Origin of the sequence: Oceanicaulis sp. LC35 (assembly GCF_052055585.1) — a bacterium.
Lineage (GTDB): Bacteria > Pseudomonadota > Alphaproteobacteria > Caulobacterales > Maricaulaceae > Oceanicaulis.
Genome location: NZ_CP170485.1, coordinates 1,405,305 through 1,427,223, shown reverse-complemented (window position 1 = coordinate 1,427,223; position 21,919 = coordinate 1,405,305). Strand labels below are relative to the sequence as shown.

The 21,919-nt window shown below is 61.2% G+C and carries 20 protein-coding genes; 5 read left to right on the top strand and 15 right to left on the bottom strand.

Annotation, left to right across the window (positions count from 1 at the left end; all coding sequences use genetic code 11):
• Positions 1–27: 27 nt before the first annotated feature.
• From lpdA to tpiA, 14 genes are all read right to left on the bottom strand, one after another.
• Positions 28–1,476 (bottom strand): dihydrolipoyl dehydrogenase, encoded by a 1,449-nt coding sequence (gene lpdA, locus ACFELO_RS06725; protein ID WP_440959769.1) that lies wholly within the window; start codon positions 1,474–1,476, stop codon positions 28–30.
• A gap of 15 nt (positions 1,477–1,491) precedes the next feature.
• Positions 1,492–2,961, bottom strand: coding sequence for an alpha/beta fold hydrolase (locus ACFELO_RS06720; RefSeq protein ID WP_440959768.1), 1,470 nt, complete (start codon positions 2,959–2,961; stop codon positions 1,492–1,494).
• A gap of 89 nt (positions 2,962–3,050) precedes the next feature.
• Positions 3,051–4,406, bottom strand: coding sequence for a pyruvate dehydrogenase complex dihydrolipoamide acetyltransferase (locus ACFELO_RS06715; RefSeq protein ID WP_440959767.1), 1,356 nt, complete (start codon positions 4,404–4,406; stop codon positions 3,051–3,053).
• Between the two features lie 12 nt (positions 4,407–4,418).
• Positions 4,419–4,850: a hypothetical protein gene (locus tag ACFELO_RS06710; protein WP_440959766.1), complete on the bottom strand. Its 432-nt coding sequence runs from the start codon at positions 4,848–4,850 to the stop codon at positions 4,419–4,421.
• An 11-nt stretch (positions 4,851–4,861) separates the two neighbouring features.
• Positions 4,862–6,280 carry a pyruvate dehydrogenase complex E1 component subunit beta gene (locus ACFELO_RS06705; protein WP_440959765.1) on the bottom strand — a complete coding sequence of 473 codons (1,419 nt, stop codon included), beginning with the start codon at positions 6,278–6,280 and terminating at the stop codon, positions 4,862–4,864.
• Between the two features lie 5 nt (positions 6,281–6,285).
• Complete coding sequence (pdhA, locus tag ACFELO_RS06700) at positions 6,286–7,230, bottom strand: pyruvate dehydrogenase (acetyl-transferring) E1 component subunit alpha (protein WP_440959903.1); 945 nt, start codon at positions 7,228–7,230, stop codon at positions 6,286–6,288.
• A 214-nt stretch (positions 7,231–7,444) separates the two neighbouring features.
• Positions 7,445–7,777: an FtsB family cell division protein gene (locus ACFELO_RS06695; protein ID WP_440959764.1), complete on the bottom strand. Its 333-nt coding sequence runs from the start codon at positions 7,775–7,777 to the stop codon at positions 7,445–7,447.
• A gap of 176 nt (positions 7,778–7,953) precedes the next feature.
• Entirely contained in the window at positions 7,954–9,231 is a 1,278-nt protein-coding gene (gene eno, locus ACFELO_RS06690; RefSeq protein WP_440959763.1) for a phosphopyruvate hydratase, read from the bottom strand.
• A 169-nt stretch (positions 9,232–9,400) separates the two neighbouring features.
• A complete protein-coding gene (rpmF, locus tag ACFELO_RS06685) occupies positions 9,401–9,583 on the bottom strand; it encodes a 50S ribosomal protein L32 (protein ID WP_009800926.1) in 183 nt (60 codons plus the stop codon).
• Positions 9,584–9,705: 122 nt separating this feature from the next.
• Positions 9,706–10,683: a hypothetical protein gene (locus ACFELO_RS06680; RefSeq protein ID WP_440959762.1), complete on the bottom strand. Its 978-nt coding sequence runs from the start codon at positions 10,681–10,683 to the stop codon at positions 9,706–9,708.
• A gap of 3 nt (positions 10,684–10,686) precedes the next feature.
• Positions 10,687–12,315 (bottom strand): CTP synthase, encoded by a 1,629-nt coding sequence (locus tag ACFELO_RS06675; protein WP_440959761.1) that lies wholly within the window; start codon positions 12,313–12,315, stop codon positions 10,687–10,689.
• Between the two features lie 193 nt (positions 12,316–12,508).
• Entirely contained in the window at positions 12,509–12,934 is a 426-nt protein-coding gene (secG, locus tag ACFELO_RS06670; RefSeq protein ID WP_440959760.1) for a preprotein translocase subunit SecG, read from the bottom strand.
• Positions 12,935–12,987: 53 nt separating this feature from the next.
• Positions 12,988–13,992 carry a response regulator receiver protein gene (locus tag ACFELO_RS06665; RefSeq protein ID WP_440959759.1) on the bottom strand — a complete coding sequence of 335 codons (1,005 nt, stop codon included), beginning with the start codon at positions 13,990–13,992 and terminating at the stop codon, positions 12,988–12,990.
• 74 nt (positions 13,993–14,066) lie between these two features.
• Complete coding sequence (gene tpiA / locus ACFELO_RS06660) at positions 14,067–14,804, bottom strand: triose-phosphate isomerase (RefSeq protein ID WP_440959758.1); 738 nt, start codon at positions 14,802–14,804, stop codon at positions 14,067–14,069.
• 165 nt (positions 14,805–14,969) lie between these two features.
• Here tpiA and ACFELO_RS06655 point away from each other — a divergent pair, with 165 nt between their 5' ends.
• Positions 14,970–16,877: a SurA N-terminal domain-containing protein gene (locus tag ACFELO_RS06655; RefSeq protein WP_440959757.1), complete on the top strand. Its 1,908-nt coding sequence runs from the start codon at positions 14,970–14,972 to the stop codon at positions 16,875–16,877.
• Between the two features lie 10 nt (positions 16,878–16,887).
• Positions 16,888–18,390 (top strand): anthranilate synthase component I, encoded by a 1,503-nt coding sequence (trpE, locus tag ACFELO_RS06650; protein WP_440959756.1) that lies wholly within the window; start codon positions 16,888–16,890, stop codon positions 18,388–18,390.
• Here trpE and ACFELO_RS06645 read toward each other — a convergent pair.
• On the bottom strand, positions 18,387–19,364 hold the full coding sequence (locus tag ACFELO_RS06645; RefSeq protein WP_440959755.1) for a divergent polysaccharide deacetylase family protein: 978 nt from the start codon (positions 19,362–19,364) through the stop codon (positions 18,387–18,389). The two genes, trpE and ACFELO_RS06645, sit on opposite strands and share 4 nt — an antisense overlap.
• A gap of 90 nt (positions 19,365–19,454) precedes the next feature.
• Between ACFELO_RS06645 and ACFELO_RS06640 the strand changes: the two genes are divergently transcribed.
• The 3 genes from ACFELO_RS06640 to trpC are packed head-to-tail and all read left to right on the top strand — an operon-like array spanning position 19,455 to position 21,870.
• A complete protein-coding gene (locus ACFELO_RS06640) occupies positions 19,455–20,042 on the top strand; it encodes an anthranilate synthase component II (protein WP_440959754.1) in 588 nt (195 codons plus the stop codon).
• Positions 20,039–21,055 (top strand): anthranilate phosphoribosyltransferase, encoded by a 1,017-nt coding sequence (gene trpD / locus ACFELO_RS06635; protein WP_440959753.1) that lies wholly within the window; start codon positions 20,039–20,041, stop codon positions 21,053–21,055. The genes ACFELO_RS06640 and trpD overlap by 4 nt, the downstream gene beginning before the upstream one ends.
• A gap of 20 nt (positions 21,056–21,075) precedes the next feature.
• Entirely contained in the window at positions 21,076–21,870 is a 795-nt protein-coding gene (gene trpC, locus ACFELO_RS06630; RefSeq protein WP_440959752.1) for an indole-3-glycerol phosphate synthase TrpC, read from the top strand.
• Positions 21,871–21,919: the final 49 nt, after the last annotated feature.

The following is a 21,919-nucleotide window of genomic DNA, read 5'->3' as shown; positions in this document are numbered from 1 at the left end:
GGATGCACCAGAATGCAGTTCAGCTGTCTAGCTGTTCAGCACGCGTCCATAGGCGTCGAGCACGCTCTCTTTCATCATCTCGGAGAGTGTCGGGTGCGGGAAGATGGTGTGCATCAGCTCTTCTTCGGTGGTCTCAAGCCCCATGGCCACGACAAAGCCCTGGATCAGCTCGGTCACTTCCGCGCCCACCATGTGCGCGCCAAGCAATTCACCCGTCTTCTTGTCAAAGATGGTTTTGACCAGACCCGTATCCTCGCCAAGCGCGATAGCCTTGCCATTGGCCGCGAAATTGTAGCGACCCACGCGGATATCATAGCCCGCCTCTTTGGCCTTCGCCTCGGTCAGGCCGACAGACGCCACTTGCGGATTGCAATAGGTGCAGCCCGGAATCTGGGACTTGTTCATGGGATGAACGCCCTCAACGCCGGCGATCTTCTCAACGCAGATCACGCCTTCATGCTCGGCCTTGTGCGCCAGCATGGGCGGGCCGGCCACATCGCCGATGGCGTAAAGTCCATCCACATTGGTGCGGCCATAGCCGTCGATGACGACGCAGCCGCGATCGGTCTTCACGCCCAGCTCTTCAAGGCCCAGATTCTCGATATTGCCCTGAACGCCCACCGCCGAGATCAGACGATCCGCCTTGATCGCTTCAGTCTTGCCGTCCTGGGTCTCCACATGGGCGGTGATCGCGTCCTTGTGCTTGTCGACCTTGGAGACCTTCGCGCCCGTGATGATCTTCAGGCCGCGCTTTTCAAGCGCCTTGCGGGCGATCTTGGAAACCTCGGCATCCTCGACCGGCATGATCTGGTCCATCAGCTCGACCACGGTCACATCCACGCCCATCGACAGATAGAAGCTCGCGAACTCGATGCCGATCGCGCCCGAGCCCATCACGACGAGGGAGTTGGGCAGCGCCTTGGGCTTCATGGCCTCGAAATAGGTCCAGATCAGCTCGCCATCCGGCTCGATCCCCGGCAGAGCCCGCGGACGCGCGCCCGTGGCGACGATGATGTGCTTGGCGGTGTAGCTCCCCTCGCCCAGCGTGCTCTTGGGTTGGGGATGCTGAGGCTGCACGGCGGGCTTGGAGGGTTTTGAAACCTTGATCTCGCCCGGCTTGGTCAGCTTCGCCTCGCCCCAGATCACGCTGATCTTGTTCTTCTTCATCAGCATGCCGACGCCGCCATTCAGACGCGCCGACACCTTGCGGGAGCGATCCACGACCGCACCCACATCCGCTTTCATCTCACCATCGAGCACCAGGCCATAGGATTTGGCGTGATTGGCGTGATCGAGGATTTCAGCGGAGCGCAGCAGCGCCTTGGTCGGAATACAGCCCCAGTTCAGGCAGATGCCACCCAGATGCTCGCGCTCGACGACGGCCGTCTTCAGCCCCAGCTGGGCTGCCCTGATGGCGGCCACATAACCGCCCGGGCCCGAGCCGATCACGATGACATCAAAGCTGTTTTCCGACATGGGGCTCTCCGGGAACTATGAGGGACGCATCGCCGGATCGAGCTGACAGCTCGCGGCGGGCGACTGATTATTGAAAAACGCGTGAAGGCTTTGCTGCACGCAAGATTGGGCGAAGAACCACACCGCGTGCGGCGCATCTTCAACGACGACAAGCTCGACCTCGCCGCCGGCTTCACGCATGTCTGCGATATGGCGACGGGCGCCCTCGATATGGGTCTTGGGGTCGAGATCGCCATGCAGCACCAGGATCGGCGGCAAGTTTTCATAGGGCGCGTCAAAAAAGGCGTCGCGTTCATAGAGCGGCATCTGGGTGAAGGTCTGAACTGTGGTCAGGCTGGAGGTGAAGCCCAAACCGACCTCTTCCCGCGCCACATCTTCCGCGGTCATCTCCGGACGGCGATTGGTTTCAGATTCCCCGATCAGACCCGCTAAAGTGATGGAGAAAGCGGTGTCGGGATAGGCCGCAACGGCTGCGAACAGATCAAAGGCGGGGGTCACCTCGGTCTCAAAGAATGCGGGCAGATTCTCCGGCGTCTCCATCGCCAACACGAGCGCATCGGGGATCAGGGCACGGCTTTCAGGCGTATCGAGCATCATGCCGAGCGCGTGCTTGAGATTACCGCCCGGCACATATTCCTGAAGGTCCGGGCGTTCGCCCGCATCAATCTCGGCGATCAACTGCGCAAATGCGGTCTCCACCCCGCCTTCAAAGCGGGCATTGCATGCAGCGTCCGCCGCGCAATGCGCAATCACCTCATGCCCCACCGCGTTCACCACATGGGAGCGATGGCTGAGATCATGCTCGGCGTCATCCAGCGCCGAAACCAGAGAATCGAGCACGATCCCGTCCACCGAAACCGTGCGCAGCTGACTGAACCGCATGGCGAGGCCCGTGCCATAGGAGACGCCATAAACATAGCGACGCCCCTCACCGCCCAGCGTCTCAATCAGACCGTCCAGATCATGGGCGGCATTGGTCATGGAGAAGGCCTGCGTGCGCTCCGCATTCTGCCATATCTCACCAAAGCAGGGGCCGAACTCTTCACCTGCCAGCGCCGTTCCTGCCGGGCTGTCGGGCGTTTCGCCTGCACACAGGCGCGTTGATTGGCCCGTCCCGCGATGATCGGGAATGAAGACGTCATATCCGGGGAACGCCGCGCGGAAGCCGGCGATCTCGGTGAAATAGCTCTGCCCGGTCTCGCCCGGCCCGCCTGCCAGCATCCAGATTTCACCCACGCGCTCGCCCGTTGCGGGGAATTTGCGCACGAAGAGGTCAATCTCTTCCGCACCCGGCGCTTGGGGGTTCAGTGGCGCAGCGATCATCGCGCACAGGCTGTCCGACAGCTCGGTATATTCTGAGGCATCCTCACAACGCGCAAACGCTGTCTCGGAGCCTGTGACCGCCGGCATGGGGGCAGACGTCGTCGCACATCCCGCAGCAAGCAGGGTGAGAGAGCTGGCGAGGCAGAGATGGGACAAGCGCATGATCTTCAATCCTTTGGAGTTTTCGTCTCTTCCAAGGATGCAGGCGAGTCGGCAATTGGTTGCAAAAAATCACAGACGCGCTGCAGCGCCTACATCAGCATGGTCATCGGGTCTTCGATGAAGCCCTTGAAGGCGGACAGCCAGCGTGCGCCGTTCGCGCCATCCACCACACGGTGATCACAGGTCAGGGTGACCGTCATGACGGTGGCCTTGGCCAGCGCGCCATCGGTGATCACCGGGCGCTCCTCGCCTGCACCCACGCTCAGGATCATGCCCTGAGGCGGGTTGATGATGGAGGAGAAGGAGGAAATACCGAACATGCCCAGATTGGACAGCGAGAAGGTGCCGCCCTGATATTCCTCGGGCTTGAGCTTGCGGTCGCGCGCACGGGTCGCAAGGTCCTTCATCTCGGTGGAGATCTGCGCCAGGCCCTTCTGATCGGCGTCCTTGATGATCGGCGTGATCAGCCCGCCCTCAATCGCCACGGCGACAGACACATCAGCGTGTTTGTGAAGGGCGATGCGGCCGTCCTCGATCCAGCTGGCGTTCGCTTGCGGGACTTTCTTGAGCGCCAGCCCCGACGCCTTGATCAGAATGTCATTGACCGACACCTTCACGCCTTCAGGCGTCTTGGCGTTGATCTCCTTGCGGAATTTCAGCAGCGCATCGAGGCGGCAATCCACATTGAGCGGGAAGTGCGGGATATCGCGGAAGCTTTCCGACAGGCGTTTGGCGGAAATTTTCGTGATGTTGTCCGCCTTCTTGATCTCATAACGGTCGGCGCTGATGCCGTATTGCGCGAGCGGCTCATTCTCATCAACCGGTTTGGACGGCTGGGCTTTCGGCGCTTCGGACTTCGCAGCGGCCTTGTCTTCGGTCTTGCCAACGCCCGTCTCTTTGGCCTCTTCAATATCGCGTTTCACGATCCGGCCTTTTGGACCCGACCCGTCCAGAGCTTTTAGATCCAGCCCGGCATCCTTGGCCATGCGGCGCGCCAACGGCGAGGCCTTGATGCGGTCGCCATCCGCGTCAGACCCGGAAGCCGGAGCTTCGGATTTCGACTTGGAGGACGTCTCCGACTTGGTCTCTGAAGCTTTATCCTCAGACTTGGCTTTGTCGTCAGACCCTTTGGCGTCAGCGTCGCTCGACGATGCGCCTTCAGCGCCTTTGGGCTCATAGCCATCCAGTGCGCTCTTGTCCTCGCCCTCTTCAAGCAGCAGGCCGATGGGCGTGTTGACCTTCACCCCCTCAGAGCCTTCAGGGACCAGGATCTTGCCGATCACGCCCTCATCGACGGCTTCGACTTCCATCGTCGCCTTGTCGGTTTCGATCTCCGCGATCACATCACCGGAATTGACCGTATCGCCTTCTTTCACGGTCCAGCGCGACAGGGTGCCCTCTTCCATGGTGGGCGACAGGGCGGGCATCAGGATTTCGATGGGCATCAGAAGGCTCCGTCAGGCAGAACCGCCGACACGCGCATTTGAGCGCAGCGTCGAGCGGGCGAAAAAGGTCAGGAAGAACAGCGCGATGTAGACGACTACCAACGCCCCGTTCATCGAATTCTGGATCAGCTCGTCAATGCCTGTGAGGGCGTTGTCCAGCGCTGCCTGCCCGGTGGGCGAGAGGCCAACCGAGCGGTCAAGCTCGATCAGGGTCTGGACAAAGCCGTCATGAATGCGTTGCGAGCCGTAGGCGACGCGCCCGAGAAAGGCGAGCACCAGGGTGAGAAAGAAGAAGGAGAAGAGCCTGAGCCCGAAACCGGCATGGCGTAGGAAGACCCAGACCGCGACGACATAGGCCGACACCACCGTGAAGAAGACCTGGACCCCGTTCAACAGGATGTCCTGGTACTCCACCATCTGTTCGATGACATCGGCCTCGGTCATGTCGCTGGTCCCTACTCCACGTAGCACACCTGTTTGCAGGCCTTGATGATGTCCTCGACGCCCGGCAGCGACAAGGCTTCCAGATTGGCGGCATAGGGCAGCGGCACGTCTTTCTGGAACACGCGGGTGGGTGGCGCGTCGAGATAATCGAACGCGTCCTGGGTGACGCGCGCGGCGATTTCCGCGCCGACGCCATGCTGTCCCCAGCCTTCTTCCGCACAGACGATGCGGTTGGTTTTCTTCACAGATTCAAGGATCGTGTCGGTGTCGAGCGGACGCAGGGTGCGCAAATCGATCACCTCGGCCTCGATGCCCTCTTCAGACAGCTTTTCAGCCGCTTTCAGGGCAAAGCCCACCATGCGCGAATGCGCGGTGATGGTGACGTCAGAGCCTTCGCGACGGACCTTCGCCTTGCCGATGGGCAGGACGAAATCATCCATGTCGGGGATTTCGAACGTTTCGCCATACATCAGCTCATGTTCCAGGAACACGACCGGGTTCGGATCGCGAATTGCGGCTTTTAACAAGCCCTTGGCGTCCGCCGCATCATAGGGCGCAATCACTTTCAGACCTGGCACATGGGCGTACCAGCTCGAATAGTCCTGGCTGTGCTGGGCGCCGACGCGTGACGCCGCACCGTTCGGGCCGCGGAACACGATGGGGCAGCCCATCTGACCGCCTGACATGTATAGGGTTTTCGCGGCCGAGTTGATGATGTGGTCAATCGCCTGCATGGCGAAGTTGAAGGTCATGAACTCGACGATCGGCTTGAGCCCGCCAAAGGCCGCACCGACGCCGAGACCGGCAAAGCCGTGCTCGGTGATCGGGGTGTCCACCACGCGCTGGTCACCAAACTCCTGCAGCAGCTCGCGGGTGACCTTGTAGGCGCCCTGATATTGCGCCACTTCCTCACCCATCACGAAGACGGTGTCGTCAGCACGCATTTCCTCGGCCATCGCGTCGCGCAGGGCGTCGCGAATGGTGATCTCCTTCATCTTCGTCCCTTCAGGGATGTCAGGATCGGAGAGGGTCTTGCCCTTGGGCTTTTGCGGGGCTTCAGCCTTGTCGTCGGATTTGGTTTCAGACTTCGGCGCGTCTTTCTGGTCAGCCTTTGAGTCATCTCCCGACGCCGCGGACTCATCACCAGAGGCTTCGGGGTCATAGCCCTCAAGCGCGCTGTCACCTTCACCCTCTTCGAGCAGGATGGCGATGGGCGCGTTGACCTGAACGCCTTCGGTCCCCTCATCAACGAGGAGTTTGCCGACCCGGCCCTCTTCGACCGCTTCGACTTCCATCGTCGCCTTGTCGGTCTCGATTTCGGCGATCACATCGCCGGAATTGACCTGATCGCCGGGTTTGACGGTCCATTTGGCCAGCGTGCCCTCTTCCATGGTCGGGGACAGGGCGGGCATGAGCACTTTAATCGGCATGTGACTTAACCCTCGATCAGAACGTCGGTGTAGAGCTCGGACGGATCAGGCTCCGGGCTCTCTTTGGCGAAGTCGGCCGACTTGTTGACGATGGCCTTGACCTCTTTGTCCATCTCCTTGAGCGCGTCCTCGTCAGACCAGCCTTTCTCCAGGATGATCTTGCGCGCCAGATCGATGGGATCCTTGTGGTCGCGGATGTCATTGACCTCATCGCGGGTGCGGTATTTGGCCGGGTCCGACATGGAGTGACCGCGATAGCGATAGGTCTTCATCTCGAGGATGAACGGCCCCTCGCCCGAGCGCGCATGCTCGACAGCGCGCTTGGCGGCGTCGTAGACGGCGGTGACGTCCATGCCGTCCACTTCCTCGCCCGGAATGCCGAACGACGCGCCGCGCTTATGCAGATGCGTCTCCGAGCTGGCGCGCGCCACGGCGGTGCCCATGGCGTACTGGTTGTTCTCGATGATGTAGACGACCGGCAGGTTCCAGAGCTTGGCCATGTTGAAGCTCTCATAGACTTGGCCCTGGTTGGCCGCGCCGTCGCCAAAATACGTCGCGCAGACCTTGCCGTTCTTCTTGTACTTGTCCGAGAAGGCGAGACCGGTGCCGAGCGCGACCTGGGCGCCGACAATGCCGTGACCGCCAAAGAACTGCTTGTCGCGGGAGAACATGTGCATGCTCCCGCCCTTGCCCTTGGAATAGCCGCCTTCGCGTCCGGTCAGCTCGGCCATCACCCCGTTCGGGTCCATGCCGGTGGCCAGCATGTGGGCGTGGTCGCGATAGCCGGTGATCACCTGATCACCCTCTTCAAGCGCGCCCTGCACGCCGACGACGACCGCTTCCTGGCCGATATAGAGGTGGCAGAAGCCCGCGATCAGACCCATGCCGTAGAGCTGGCCGGCCTTCTCCTCGAAGCGGCGCATCAGCAGCATGTCCTTGTACCAGCCCATCAGCTGGGCCTGGGTCACATCGTTTTTGTTATTGCGCGCGGAGGCGGATTTGCTCGCAGCGCTGGAAGAGCGTTTCGTCGCCATATATTTCACATGCGAACCAATAGGTCCGCACTCCCTGTTGACGTCACGTCAGCCTTTAACAGGGATGATAATATGCCGTAAAGCGCATAGATTATGTTGCGCGTGCGAACAATTAACCGTGAACGGAGGTTCAGCCGCCGTGAGCAGGCTGTGCGCCTCGGTCAATCTGGACGACAATTTCGTCAGGATGCGCAAAGCGCAGAACCGCCCGGGCCCGCTCTTCGAGATAGTCCACATCTACAGCAGCGTCCGGGCCTTCGGCCTTCAGACGCGCGACACGGTCTTCCATCTGCTCACGCGTTGAACGCACATCAGACAGCTCGGCTTCAGCTGCCGAGATTTGCGCCTGAATGCGCAGATGATTGAGATAGCCCTGCTCACCATGGAGCGCGTGATAGCTGAGATAGCTGATCACAAGTGCCAACCCAATCAAGGGGATGAAGCGCTTCAGCACCTTCATCATAACCCATCCATCCACCGCCCGCCTTTTGCGGATCGTTCATAGGGGAAACTACGCAAACTCAGTAAAGGAAGCGTTAGGGCGAATCAAAAAGTGCTGATTCGTCGCCCGGGACGGGAAATGCAAAAACGGCCCGGATTGCTCCGGGCCGCTTGATAGACCGCAAACGCGTGTCTGATTTAGCCGGCGGCGATCGCCGTGCGGCCGGCATAGATGGCCGCGTCGCCCAGCTCGGCTTCGATGCGCAGCAACTGGTTGTACTTGGCGGTCCGGTCCGAACGCGCCAGAGAGCCGGTCTTGATCTGACCGCAGTTCAGCGCGACCGCCAGATCGGCGATGGTGGTGTCCTCGGTCTCGCCCGAACGGTGGCTCATCACTGCGCCATAGCCCGAACGCAGGGCCATTTCGACCGCGTCCATGGTTTCTGACAGGGTGCCGATCTGGTTGACCTTGACCAGCAGTGCGTTGGCCGCGCCCACTTCAATGCCATGCGCCAGACGCTCGGGGTTGGTGACGAACAGATCGTCGCCCACCAGCTGCACATCGCCGTCCAGCATGGCGGTCAGGGCTTTCCAGCCCTCCCAGTCGTCTTCGGCCATGCCGTCTTCGATGGAGATGATCGGATAGGCCGAGGCCAGCTCTTTGAGGTATTCTGCGAACTCGTCAGAGGTGCAAGTGCGGCCTGCGCCCTCCATGACGTATTTGCCGTCCTTGAAGAACTCGGTGGAGGCCACATCAAGCGCCAGGGTCACGTCAGAGCCCGGCTCATAGCCAGCGGTCTCGATCGCCTTCATGATCGCATCCAGGCACGCTTCAGCGCTCTTCAGGTCAGGTGCGAAACCGCCTTCATCGCCCACATTGGTGTTCAGGCCATCCGACTTGAGCTGGGATTTGAGGGCCTGAAAGATTTCCGCCCCGCAGCGCAGCGCTTCGGAGAAGGTCGCAAGGCCGGTCGGCATGATCATGAATTCCTGAAAATCGACCGGGTTGTCCGCGTGTGCGCCGCCATTCAGGATATTCATCATCGGCGCCGGCAGGACGCGGGCGTTCGCGCCGCCCACATAGCGATAGAGCGGCAGGCCGGACGCCTGAGCGGCCGCCTTCGCCGTCGCCATGGACACGCCCAGAAGCGCGTTCGCGCCCAGACGGGCCTTGTTCTCGGTGCCATCAAGGCCGATCAGGATCTCGTCGATCACGCGCTGTTCACGCGCATCAATGCCGGCGATGGCTTCAAAGATCTCGGTTTCGACCGCCGCAACAGCCTCGAGCACGCCCTTGCCCTTGTAACGGTCGCCTCCATCACGCTTCTCAACGGCTTCGTGCGCGCCGGTGGAGGCGCCGGACGGGACAGCCGCACGGCCCATGGAGCCGTCTTCCAGGAAGACGTCCACTTCCACAGTCGGGTTGCCCCGGCTGTCGAGGATTTCACGGGCGGCGATATCGACGATGGCGGTCATGAGGCGGAGGTCCTTTTGATAGGATCAAGCCGCGCATCCCCTGCCCGGCTCGTGAGCTTTTCATGCGCGCTTCATAACCGAGGCCCGCAAATGCGAAAAGCCCTGCACCGGATATGGTGCAGGGCTTTTTCTGTAGACGGCGCGCCGCAAGCGCAGCGCGGTGTCCGGCTTAGTCGTCCTGACCGTCCAGGATCTGACGACCGCGGTACATGCCGGTCTTCAGATCGATGTGGTGCGGACGGCGCAGTTCGCCGGAATCCTTGTCTTCGATGTACGCCGTCGTGCCGATGGCGTCGTGCGCGCGACGCATGCCGCGCTTGGAGCGGGTGACTTTATGCTTAGGGACCGCCATCGGTCTCTCCTTACGTTCTCAAACGCGAATGACTCGGGATCGCGCAAAGAAGACTTCGCGCGAATGAGCGCCGGGCTATACCGGTTTGCGCGGCCTGATGCAACAGGTCTAGCGCATAGCATCTACTTATTTAGTGCCTTTTCTACAGTCACAAGATAGGAAATCGGATGCGAGTTCGCGAGTTCATTTCCCTCATGATAAGCACTTTTTGCGGTCAAAATGATCTCGCCAACCGTGAGGGTAATAGGCACAGTAGAAGCCAAAAGCATCGGCCAGTTTCCAGATTGAGCCGATAATAACACTCCCCCAACACCAGCTAGAGCCATTTTGGATTCAAGAATGGTTTTTAAAGTTGCCAGCTTAAATTCCGCGCCATGCTTTTTAGCGGCTTCTAGATAATTTCCCTGAAGCCGCTCAATTTCTTCTTTCGCCTGAGACAAAGATAAGCAAGATAATTCAGAATAGAAATATTTCCGAAAATTAAGTAACTTCATTCGAGATACTGGGTCCTTTCTAATTTCAAAAACCTGCTCCCATTTAAGCTTACCCTCATCTATAAAGTTCACATCACATAAATTTAGCTCCATAGCATTATGAGAAGGTCCATTATTGCTCAGAGGAAAATCTAATATTGCACCCCTAAGCCCCACCTCCCCCAAGAAATCAACGAGCTCACGAGTAGCTGAGAAACTTATATTCTTTGCGTGGGAAGAAAGCAGGCCAAAACGATCTTTTACATCCACAATATTATTTTTAACGATATCATTAAAAAAGCCCCGCATTAATGTATTTAAGGCTTGAGAGGCCATAGCCTCTTCCAATCGCTCTATATCGTCATTCCGACCTATTAAGTTAGGCGGGAGAAGCTGGTCCCTGATCTCATTTCTCTCAGCCTCAGCCGCAGACCTTTTTGAAGCGGCATCAGGATTCGACTGCAAAGCCCCTACAATTTCGGGCACTAGATGAGGGGCGTTCGAACCCAATAAAGAAAACGCCTCAAACATTTGAGGTAAATCGTTCGAATACAACCCCAAGGGAACAACATAATCATAATACAAAGCCGCTTCTTTGGGCGATGGAGTTATGATTATGTTGCTCATATTTTACACCAGACGGCTATGGTCCTTGGCCGCCGCCACAAAGCTTGCGAACAGCGGATGGGGGTCAAACGGACGCGATTTGTACTCGGGATGGTATTGCACGCCGATGAACCAGGGGTGGTCGGCATACTCCACGATCTCGGGCAGAACCCCGTCCGGCGACAGGCCGGAGAATACCAGACCGGCTTTTTCAAGCTGGTCCTTATAGGCGATGTTCACTTCATAGCGGTGACGGTGACGCTCGTGGATCGCGGCCTGACCGTAGATCTCGCGCACCTTGCTGCCCTCTTTGAGAGCCGCCGGGAACGCGCCCAGACGCATGGTGCCGCCCATATCCCCGCCGGCATGGCGACGAATGGTCTCGTTATCCTTCACCCATTCGGTGAGAAGGCCGACCAGCGGGACTTTCGGTTCGCCGAATTCAGATGAGCTTGCGCCTTCAAGACCGGCGAGATTGCGCGCCGCCTCGATCACCGCCATCTGCATGCCAAAGCAAATGCCGAAATACGGAATCTTGCGTTCCCGGGCGAAACGGGCCGCCGCGATCTTGCCTTCCGCGCCGCGCTCGCCAAAGCCGCCCGGCACCAGAATGGCGTGCATGTCCTCCAGCTCGATGAGGTTGTCCTCATTCTCGAACTGACTGGCGTCGAGCCATTTCACCTTCACCTTCACCCGGTTGGCGATGCCGCCATGGTTGAGGGCTTCCAGCAGGGATTTATAGGCGTCCACCAGCACCGTGTACTTGCCCACGACCGCAATCGTGACTTCACCATCAGGATTGTTCACGGCTTCGGAAATGCCGTTCCAGACGGTGAGATCGGGTTCAGGCGCGTCCGCCATGCGGAAACGCTCGAGCACCACCTTGTCGAGCCCCTGCCCGTGATATTCGAGCGGCACGTCATAAAGCGAAGCCGCGTCGCGGCCCTCGATGACGGCGTTCTCGGGCACGTTGCAGAACAGCGCGATCTTGCGCTTGTCGCTGGGGTCGATCGGGATTTCGCACCGGCACAGCAGGATGTCAGGCTGGATGCCGATGGAGCGCAGCTCTTTCACCGAGTGCTGGGTCGGCTTGGTCTTCATCTCGCCCGCCGCCTTGATAAAGGGCAACAGCGTGACGTGGATGAAGATGGCGTTGTCGCGGCCCAGCTCCTGGCCGAGCTGACGAATCGCCTCGAAGAACGGCAGGCCTTCGATATCGCCCACCGTGCCACCGATCTCGCACAGGACGAAATCCACATCGCCGGCATCGGACAGGACGAAATTCTTGATGGCGTCGGTGACGTGCGGGATCACCTGCACGGTCGCGCCCAGATAATCGCCGCGACGCTCGCGCTCGATGATCTCGGAATAGATGCGACCCGTCGTGATGTTGTCGCTCTGATGGGCGGAAACGCCGGTGAAGCGCTCGTAATGGCCCAGATCCAGATCGGTCTCGGCCCCGTCATCGGTGACGTAGACCTCGCCATGCTGATAAGGCGACATCGTGCCCGGATCCACATTGAGATACGGGTCGAGCTTACGCAGACGGACTTTATACCCGCGCGCTTGCAAAAGCGCGCCGAGTGCGGCTGAAGCGAGGCCTTTACCAAGGGAGGAGACCACGCCGCCGGTTATGAAAATGTATCGCGGCATGGGCGGACTGCTTAGCGCAGAATCGTCGCCGACAAAAGCGCCCGTTCTGAACTTGATCGTGGAAATCGCGGTTAAGCGCTGTTTATCGTGCAGCCCCGAACCACGCATGCAAAAAGGCCGCCCGCATCACTCTGGACGGGGGCGGCCTCAATCTGTCGGCAGATGTCAGGTCTGAAAGCCTTTGATCGGCCTGTCAGTTCGGCAGAGCCGGCTCTGCCGGTTCTTCGCTCGGCTCGTCCTGGGCCGGGGTCTCGTCAGCCGTCGGCTCGGAATCGGTCGGCAGGTCCTGCTGCGGCTCAAGCACGTCAGCGTCGATGCCCTGCATGTCGCCAAAGGGCAGATCGGACGTGGTCTCGGCGTCGCCCATACGATCCAGAACGGAGCCGGACGAAGCGGTCACGCCGGAGATGATCGCCAGCAGAATCGAGTTGCCGATAAACAGCGCGCCCAGAATCATCGTCATGCGCGTCAGCAGGTTGGCGGCGCCACGGCCGCTCATCATGCCGCCAGGGCCGCCCCCGCCGATGCCCAGAGCCCCGCCTTCAGAGCGTTGCATCAGGATCACCCCGGTCAGTGCAGCGGCGATAAGAACGTGAATGATCAGAAGGACAGCAGTCATTGCGCGGCGTTTCCGAATAAACTGGGTTCAGTCCGCGCGAGGACCGCGACGGACTAGTTGGCCGCGCGTTTTAGCTCAGCTTCAGGCGGAGCGCCACCTTCCACCTGTATCTTGCGTTTGGACGCCGCCGCCATGCGCCGCTGAAGCGCTTCCGCAGCCTTGGTCATCTCTTCCTGGGAGCGCTCCATGCCGTCATCTCCGGCATAGGCCACATAAGCGGCCATGGAGAGTTCCTTGGCCAGCGACAGGTTGGCGTGCGTCAGACCGGACTGCTCCCGAAGCTCCTGGGACACATCCACAAGCGCCTTGGCCACACGAGAGGCCTCGCTGGAGCGAAACTTCGCCATGCGGGCGCGCAACTCACGGGCGCTGTTCTCGAACTCGGCGAGATCGATCGCAGGCTGGCGGCCCACTTTCATCTCCCGCATGCCCGCTTCCGCGCCCACAATGATGCGCATGCACAGACGGCGCAGGCGCTCACCTTCAACCGTGCGCTGGGCTTCATCAATCCAGGCGTGAGCACGTTGCAGAGCTTCGATGTCATTGGTGACGACCGCCTTGAGGACGTTCGGAGCCTCGATAGGCTTCACAGCCCCCGCGCCCCGTTCCTGATCGCGACGGCGATCCGGTCCGATATAATCACTGGTGACGATGAACGGCTTGCGGGCGCGGATCAGGGTGCGAATCCGGTCCTCCACAAAGCTGTTCGACAAAGGGCGGATCAAAAGATCATCCGCGCCGCAACCAATGGCGTTACGCACCAGATCGGCGTCCCGACGCCAGGAAGTCAGCAAAAGCGCGGCGAACGGATTGTTGGACAGCTCGCCAGAGCGAATGGCGCGCACCAGACGGAACACTTCCGCTTCGTGGTCAGCGGTCTCGGCAATGATCAGATGAGGCGCGTCGTCCTGAACGATGCGGCGCAGTTCAGCCAGCGTATTGAGCTGAAAGATATCGCGAAAACCAATTTCATGCAGTGAATACCGCGTGGTGCGCTGGTTGACGGACACCGGATCGTAGAGCGCCACGCTCGCGCGGCTGTAATCGATTTCGCTCATTCACCACCCCGCCTGTTGATCAGGCCAATTCCTTATTCAAGCGGGGAACGTAAATAAAAACTCTGAAGAACGCCTTACCGGAGCGTACGGATTATTGAGGCGAACTGGTCGGGCTTTAAGCTGGCGCCGCCGATCAGGCCTCCATCAACATCAGATTGCGACAGAAGCGCGTCTGCATTGCCCGGGTTCATGGAGCCGCCATACAGGATGCGAAGCGCGGCCGAGTCTGCGCCGGACCAGGCGGCGCGCAAGGCGGCGTGCATGGCCTGAGCGTCCTCGGGAGACGCCGTCCGGCCCGTGCCAATCGCCCAGACGGGCTCATAGGCGATGACCACCTGCCCGGCTTCGCACTCGGGCACGCCGGCGCTCAGCTGGGAAACCACGACCGCTTCAGCCAAACCTGATTCGCGCTGTTCGAGCGTCTCGCCCACGCAAATAATCGGGATGAGCCCCGCCTGGATCGCCGCCTGCGCTTTCGCGCGCACCACAGCGTCTGTCTCCCCATGGTCTGCCCGGCGTTCGCTATGACCGACGATGACATGGGAGCAGCCCAGATCCGCCAGCATTTCTGCACTGATGTCACCGGTATGGGCGCCAGACTGCGTCATGGCGCAATCCTGACCGCCCAGCATCAGCCAGCCGGGCCGGGTCGCAGCCATTGATGTCAGCAGCGTGGCGGGCGGGCAGAGCAGCACATCAGCGTTCGGGGTTTCAGAGTGGAGAGTCGCCAGGTCGGACAGGAATTGCCGATCCTTCTGCAGGCCATTCATCTTCCAGTTGCCCGCCACCAGCTTGCGCCGCATCATCGCCATCCCCGTGCGTCTTGGTTCTTGATTGACCGCTATCAATCTGCGGCGCGCTGGGATAGCAGTGCAAGAAGGCGGCTGCAACGCACTGGCCTGCTTGCCGCACAAGCCCTGCCCGGCTACGGTCCCGCCGCATACTTACCCGCCCCTAGGCCTGATCTGGAACGCTCAATGCTTTCGCTTATTCGCTCGCTCGCCCGCTCGCCCATTGTCGGCGGCTTGATCATCGCACTTCTCATCGCTGCGTTCGCGCTCTGGGGTGTCAGCGACATTTTCGCCGGCGGCAGCAATGCTGCAATCGTCGTCGGACCGAAATCGGTGAGCGCGCCCGAACTTCAGCGCACCTATGATCGCCAGCTGTTCCAGATCCAGCGTGACAATCCGCAGATCACCCGCGAACAGGCCGACCAGATGGGTCTGGGCGATTCTGTGGTCCAGCGCGTGGTCGCCGAAACTGCGGTCGACGCCAAGTCAGACCAGATGGGCCTGACCATTTCCGACGATACGCTCTATCAGACCCTGCGCTCGATCCCGGCGTTCCAGAACCCGTTCACCAACCAGTTCGATCCGGGTACTTATGCCTCTTTGCTGCGTGAGAATGGCTATCGCAGCGCCATGGCCGAGCGTCAGTTTGAAAGCGACATCACCAGTGAGCTGCGCCGCGGCCAGTTTGTTTCAGCGGCTCTGGGCGGCATCTATGCCCCCGACATCTTCGCTGAAATCCGCAACGCCTATAACAGCGAGCGCCGCAGCTTGCGCGCGCTCTATCTGCGCCCGTCTCTGGTGGAAACGCCTGAAGCGCCTGACGATGAGACCCTTGTCGCGTTCATGGAAGAGAATGCCCGCATCTTCGAACGCCCCGAGCAGCGCCGCCTGACCCTCATGCGCATCAGCCCGAACGATCTGCTGCGTGATGTCGAGGTGAGCGAGGACGACCTGCAATCTCTGTACGACTACAAGCTCGAAAATGGCGAGTTGTCTGATCCCGCGACCCGGTCTCTGACCCAGTGGCCGGCCGCCGACCAGGAGACGGCGGAAGCCGCTGCAGCCCGACTGAACACTGGCGAAGCCGTCGCCAGCGTCGCCACCGACCTGAATCTGGGTGAGGAAGTCGCGCTCGCAGACGTGGAATCCTATCAGGTGCCTGATGCGCGCATCGCCGAGACCACCTTCACCATGGGCGCTGGGGAAATCGCTGCAGTTGAAAGCCAGCTGGGCTGGCGCGTTGTGCGCATTGACGCCGCCAACGACCCGGTCACGCCGGACTTTGCCGACATGGAAAGCGAACTTCGCTCCGAGCTGGCCCTGGATACGGCGGAAGGCATGATGCTGGATGCCCTGGGCGTGTTTGAAGAAGCCCATGGCGATGGCGCCACACTGGAAGCCGCCGCCATGCAGGCAGGCCTGTTTGCAGAGCGCATCGATTTTGTGGGCGCCAACGGCTATTCCGCCGATCGCGCCCCTGCGCTGACCCTGCTGCAGAACCCGGACATCCTGTCCGCCGCCTTCTCCGCGCAGCAAGGCTACGCCACTGACCTTGAAAGCTATGGCGAGGATGGCGGCTATTTCGTCATCCGCGTGGACGAGATCGAGCCCGCCCGTCTCTACGAGCTTGATGAAGTGCGCGATGACGCAACCCAGTTCTGGACTATGCGGGAAACCGACAACCGTCTTCAGGCCGTGGTCGATGACGTGCAAACCCGTCTGGATGCCGGCGAAAGCCTGGACGCCATCGCAGAATCCCTTGGCGTGGGCGCGCGCGTTGAATCCGCTGTCCTCAGCCGTGGTGAAACCGCAGGGCCATTCAACGCCCAGCTGGTGGCCCAGGCTTTCCGTCAGGCTGAAGGCGGTCGTTTCATGTCTCGCGCAGACAACCAGACTACCCGGGCGCTTGTCCTTGTTGACGAAGTGATCGCCGGTGAAGCCGGGACCATCACCGCAACCCAGCGCACCGAGCTGACCAACGAGTTGCGTGACGATGCGACCCAGATTGTCACCAGCGCGCTGATCAACGCCTATGACGTGCGTCAGAACCAGGACCTGATCGATCAGGCGCTGGGACGCACCGCCATTCAGTAACAGGCGTGACATGACCGCATTCGCACCGGACCTTGCGACCGCGACAGAGCTGTGCGCGCGTGGGCAGACCGTTCTGCTGACCGCAACACGCGTCGATGATCTGGAAACCCCGGTCTCGGCCTATCTGAAGCTGGCCTCGCACAACGCCAACACCTTCCTGCTGGAAAGCGTTGAAGGCGGCGCGTTTCGCGGCCGGTATTCCGCAATCGGTCTGGATCCGGATCTGATCTGGCGGTGCCGGGGCGATCAGGCTGAAATCGCCACCGCGCCCGCACCCGGCGTTGCACCGGGCAGTTTCGAGCCTTGCGCCGAACCGCCCCTGCAATCACTGCGCACACTGATCGAGGACAGCCGTCTGACCCTGCCTTCGGGTCTGCCGCCTATTGCTGCGGGTCTGTTCGGCTATCTCGGCTATGACACGATCCGTCAGGTCGAACGTCTGCCCAACCATGCCGAGCCCGACCCTCTGGGCCTGCCCGAAGGTCAGCTGCTGCGTCCGCGCGTCATGGTGGTCTTTGACGCCCTGCGTCAGGAAATCCTGGTCGCAGCGCCCATCCGGCCCAAGGCGGACATGGAGCCCGAGCTTCAGGTCGACGCCGCACGCCGCCGCATCGAAGCTGTGTTCGCGCGGCTGGACGCCCCGGCCCCGATCGCCGGTTCGGCTGCGCCGTGGACGCTGGATGACCCGGTCAGCAATATGGAGCCGGCCCAGTACCGCCAGAATGTCGAGACCGCGAAAGCCTATATCCGCGCGGGCGATATCTTTCAGGTCGTGCCCAGCCAGCGATTCTCTGCGCCCTATACGGCGACGCCGCTCTCGCTGTACCGGTCCCTGCGACGTACGAACCCCTCGCCTTTCCTCTACTTCTTCAACCTGCCCGGCTTCGCCATTGTCGGATCGAGCCCGGAAATCCTGGTGCGCTTGCGTGGGGATACGGTCACGGTTCGCCCCATCGCAGGCACCCGCCCGCGCGGCAATTCCGAAGAAGCCGATCAGGCCCATGAAGCGGATCTGCGCGCCGATCCCAAGGAACGCGCCGAGCATCTGATGCTGCTCGACCTGGGCCGTAATGATGTGGGCCGGGTCGCCAAGGCCGGCACGGTGCGCGTGACCGAGCGCGAGATCATCGAGCGCTACAGCCATGTCATGCACATCGTTTCCAATGTGGAAGGCCAGCTGGGCGACGACCAAGACGCCATCTCCGCATTGATGGCCGGCTTCCCGGCGGGCACCGTCTCAGGCGCGCCTAAAGTGCGGGCGATGGAGATTATCGACGAACTCGAACCCCATCGCCGCGGCATCTATGCGGGCGCTGTGGGTTATTTCGGGGCCAATGGCGACATGGACATGGCGATCGCCCTGCGCACCGCCATCGTCAAGGATGGCCGCATGCATGTTCAGGCTGGCGCTGGCGTGGTGCTCGATTCCGATCCGGAGTCCGAGCATCAGGAGACGGTGAACAAGGCGCGCGCCCTGTTCCGCGCCGCCGCTGAAGCCTGGCGCTTCGTCTAGCTCTCGATTTCGACAGATGGCGACGCGCCCAGCGCGCTAACCGTTACGATCTCGACCCCCACCGCTTCGGCGCGTCGTGACAGGTCCGACAGGACAGCCAGGGTCTGTGGTCGGGGGTGACCGATGGCGATCGCCTGACCGTTTTGCAGCGCCAGGGCCAGCGCCGTATTCAGCTGGGCGCTGACCGAAGCCTCATCCGGCGCATGATCCAGAAAGACATCCCGAGTCAGCGCATTCAGCCCCGCCGCCCGGGCTGAGCGCGCCGCCTGAGACCGTGGATGGGTCAGGGAATCCACGAAAATCAGGGAAGATGGCAAGTCTGCTGCAGCAAACACCGCATCCATGGCGCGCCGGTCCGAGGTCAGACGACTGCCCATATGATTGTTGAACCCGGTCGCGCCGGGAACCCGCGAGAACGCCCAGCGGATGCGCGAGGACATTTCCCCGGCGCTCTGAAATTCGGTCAGGGCGTAAGGACCGGGGTCTTCCACACCGACGGGCTCCATGGGCAGATGGAGAAACACTTCGCTGCCTGCCTCTGACGCCCGACGGGCGATCACGGGCGCAGCCTCGGCATAGGGCAGGATCGACAGGGTCAGCGGAACATCCATCGCCAGCAAACGGTCAGCCGCCGCCACATCCAGCCCCACATCATCGATGATCACCGCCAGTTGCGGGCGTTGGCGGGCGGCAGCAAGCGACGGCGACGGCGCCGGTGAAGACGCAGAAACCTCTACCGGAACCGGTTCTTCACCGCGCACATACACGTCAGCTTCAATCCGGTTCGAGGCTTCAACGCGGATCACGCCGGGCCAGAAGGCTGTTGCATCAGCCTGGCCCGTGCTCGCCAAGGTTTCCGTCTGGTCAGGCTCCACAGACTGGGCGCCAAGATTATAGGCAAGCGCCGCAACCAGCATGAAACCGGCGGCCAGAGCCGAGCCCAGGTGCGGCGCATATGAAGCAGTTCGCATCATCAAAGCGTATTTACAGCGAGTCGCGGTTGGCGGCGCGCACGGGCTTGCTTAAGTTCCACAGCTCATTTTCACAGATGCTGCGAGCCGCCCATGCTGTTGATCATCGACAATTATGACAGCTTCACCTTCAACCTGGTCCATTACGTCCAGGAGCTGGGGGCCCCGACGCGCGTCATCCGCAATGACGCCATGAGCGCCGCCGACGCGCTGGCGCTGGACCCCAAGGGCATTCTGATCAGTCCGGGCCCGTGCGATCCGGACCGGGCCGGCATCTGTCTTGAGCTGATCGAAACCGCGCCCCACGATCTGCCGATCTTTGGCGTCTGTCTGGGCTTTCAGTCCATTGGTCAGGTGTTCGGCGGCAAGGTGGTTCAGGCCAAAGCCATCATGCATGGCAAAACCAGTCCTATCGAGCATGACGGGACCGGCGTATTCGAGGGCCTGCCCTCGCCCTATAACGCCACACGCTATCACTCTCTCGCGGTCGATCTGCCGGACGGCACTGACCTGGTCGCTAACGCCCATACCGCCGACGGTGAGATCATGGGTCTGATGCACAAGACCCGCCCCATTCACGGCGTGCAGTTCCACCCCGAATCCATTGCCTCCGAGCATGGTCATGCGCTTATCGGCAATTTCCTGCGCCTCGCAGGGATGACTGTGGAACAAGCTGCATGAGCCGCATGCGCCCCGCCATTCAGGCCCTGGCGCAGGGTCAGGAGCCGGATGCCGCCGCCCTTGAGGCGGCGTTTGACGCCCTTATGGATGGCCAGGCGGACCCGGTCGAGGTTGGCGGCTTTCTGCTGGCCCTCACCGCGCTGGGCGAAAGCCCGCAAGCGCTGATGATCGGCGCCAAGGCCATGCGCGCCCGGATGACGCCTGTTGCCGCCCCCGCCACTGCCATAGACACATGCGGGACCGGCGGGGATGCCCGCGGCACCTGGAATATCTCCACCGCTGCGGCTCTGGTCGCTGCAGGCGCAGGCGCTGTCGTCGCAAAACATGGCAACAAGGCCGCCTCCTCCAAGTCAGGATCCGCCGAAGTGCTTGAAAGCCTCGGCGTGAACCTCTTCGCCTCACCGACTCAGGTGGAAGCGGCTCTGTCCCAAGCGCGCGTGGGTTTTCTCTTCGCACAAGCCCATCACGGCGCCGTGCGCCATGTGGGACCGGCACGAAAAATTCTGGGCGTGCGGACCATCTTCAATCTTCTGGGGCCGCTCTCAAACCCGGCTGGCGCGAAGCGTCAGCTTCTGGGCGTGTTTGATCGCAAATGGCTCCTTCCCATGGCCGAGGCCCTGCGGGGTCTTGGCGCTGAAGCGGCGATGATTGTGCATGGCGAAGACGGGCTGGATGAAATCACCACCACGGGCGTCAGCCATGTGGCCGAGCTCTTCCCTGATGGAACGATCCGCGAATACCAGATCACGCCCGAAGACGCCGGTCTGCCCCGCGCAGGTCTCGACGATCTCAAGGGCGGAGAACCTGAAGAGAACGCCGAGGCGATCCGCGATCTTCTGAAAGGCGCCACAGGCCCCTATCGCGATATCGTGCTGTTTAACGCCGCTGCGGCGCTCAAACTCGCCGGTCTCTCTGATGATCTGAAATCGGGTGCAGCGCTTGCCGCCAGCGCCCTTGATGAGGGCCGCGCGCAAGCGGCGCTCGACGCCCTTGTTCGCGCCAGCAACGCCTGAACCAATTTGACGAGACCGCAATGAGCGATGTTCTGACCCGTATCGAAGCCTATAAGCGCGCTGACGTCGCCGAGCGCAAAGCCCGCCTATCCTATGAGGCGGTGTGCGAGCGGGCGCAGGATGCGAGCCCTGTTCGCGGTTTCAAGGCGGCATTGGAGCGCGATGCCGCCGCGAACGGTCTGGGCCTGATTGCCGAAGTAAAGAAAGCCAGCCCCTCCAAGGGCCTGATCCGCGCGGACTTCAATCCGCCCATCCTCGCCAAAGCCTATGAAGACGGCGGCGCGAGCTGCCTGTCCGTTCTGACCGATGAGCCCAGTTTTCAGGGCCATGACGACTATCTGGTCGCCGCACGCGCTGCAGTGGACCTGCCCGTCCTGCGCAAGGATTTTCTCTATGATCCCTGGCAAGTCGCCGAATCACGCGCGCTCGGCGCGGACTGTATTCTGGTGATTCTGGCGAGCGTGGATGATTCCCTCGCCGCCGCCCTGATCGAAGAAGCCTTCAAATGGGGCATGGATGCCTTGGTCGAAGTGCATGACGCAGAGGAAATGAAGCGCGCCCTCGCCCTGCCCAGCCCGCTCGTTGGTGTGAACAATCGCAATCTGCGCACGTTTGAGACGAGCCTTGAAACCTTTGAAACCCTTGCCCCTATGGTGGGTGAAGACCGTGTTCTGGTGGCCGAAAGCGGCATTTTCACCCGTGACGACGCCGTGCGTTTGCAACAGGCTGGGGCCAAGGCGTTGCTGGTGGGTGAAAGCCTGATGCGCCAGGACGATGTGACAGCGGCGACGCGCGCCCTGATTGGTCGGGCATAACACCGGGCCTTCACTTGACGTTAAGACGGAACATGCATAGAACACCCTT

Coding starts and splice junctions, on each gene's coding strand:
- lpdA (WP_440959769.1), bottom strand. CDS start 1,476: ATGTCGGAAAACAGCTTTGATGTCATCGTGATCGGCTCGGGCCCGGGC.
- ACFELO_RS06720 (WP_440959768.1), bottom strand. CDS start 2,961: ATGCGCTTGTCCCATCTCTGCCTCGCCAGCTCTCTCACCCTGCTTGCT.
- ACFELO_RS06715 (WP_440959767.1), bottom strand. CDS start 4,406: ATGCCCATCGAAATCCTGATGCCCGCCCTGTCGCCCACCATGGAAGAG.
- ACFELO_RS06710 (WP_440959766.1), bottom strand. CDS start 4,850: ATGACCGAGGCCGATGTCATCGAACAGATGGTGGAGTACCAGGACATC.
- ACFELO_RS06705 (WP_440959765.1), bottom strand. CDS start 6,280: ATGCCGATTAAAGTGCTCATGCCCGCCCTGTCCCCGACCATGGAAGAG.
- pdhA (WP_440959903.1), bottom strand. CDS start 7,230: ATGGGCTGGTACAAGGACATGCTGCTGATGCGCCGCTTCGAGGAGAAG.
- ACFELO_RS06695 (WP_440959764.1), bottom strand. CDS start 7,777: ATGATGAAGGTGCTGAAGCGCTTCATCCCCTTGATTGGGTTGGCACTT.
- eno (WP_440959763.1), bottom strand. CDS start 9,231: ATGACCGCCATCGTCGATATCGCCGCCCGTGAAATCCTCGACAGCCGG.
- rpmF (WP_009800926.1), bottom strand. CDS start 9,583: ATGGCGGTCCCTAAGCATAAAGTCACCCGCTCCAAGCGCGGCATGCGT.
- ACFELO_RS06680 (WP_440959762.1), bottom strand. CDS start 10,683: ATGAGCAACATAATCATAACTCCATCGCCCAAAGAAGCGGCTTTGTAT.
- ACFELO_RS06675 (WP_440959761.1), bottom strand. CDS start 12,315: ATGCCGCGATACATTTTCATAACCGGCGGCGTGGTCTCCTCCCTTGGT.
- secG (WP_440959760.1), bottom strand. CDS start 12,934: ATGACTGCTGTCCTTCTGATCATTCACGTTCTTATCGCCGCTGCACTG.
- ACFELO_RS06665 (WP_440959759.1), bottom strand. CDS start 13,992: ATGAGCGAAATCGATTACAGCCGCGCGAGCGTGGCGCTCTACGATCCG.
- tpiA (WP_440959758.1), bottom strand. CDS start 14,804: ATGGCGATGATGCGGCGCAAGCTGGTGGCGGGCAACTGGAAGATGAAT.
- ACFELO_RS06655 (WP_440959757.1), top strand. CDS start 14,970: ATGCTTTCGCTTATTCGCTCGCTCGCCCGCTCGCCCATTGTCGGCGGC.
- trpE (WP_440959756.1), top strand. CDS start 16,888: ATGACCGCATTCGCACCGGACCTTGCGACCGCGACAGAGCTGTGCGCG.
- ACFELO_RS06645 (WP_440959755.1), bottom strand. CDS start 19,364: ATGATGCGAACTGCTTCATATGCGCCGCACCTGGGCTCGGCTCTGGCC.
- ACFELO_RS06640 (WP_440959754.1), top strand. CDS start 19,455: ATGCTGTTGATCATCGACAATTATGACAGCTTCACCTTCAACCTGGTC.
- trpD (WP_440959753.1), top strand. CDS start 20,039: ATGAGCCGCATGCGCCCCGCCATTCAGGCCCTGGCGCAGGGTCAGGAG.
- trpC (WP_440959752.1), top strand. CDS start 21,076: ATGAGCGATGTTCTGACCCGTATCGAAGCCTATAAGCGCGCTGACGTC.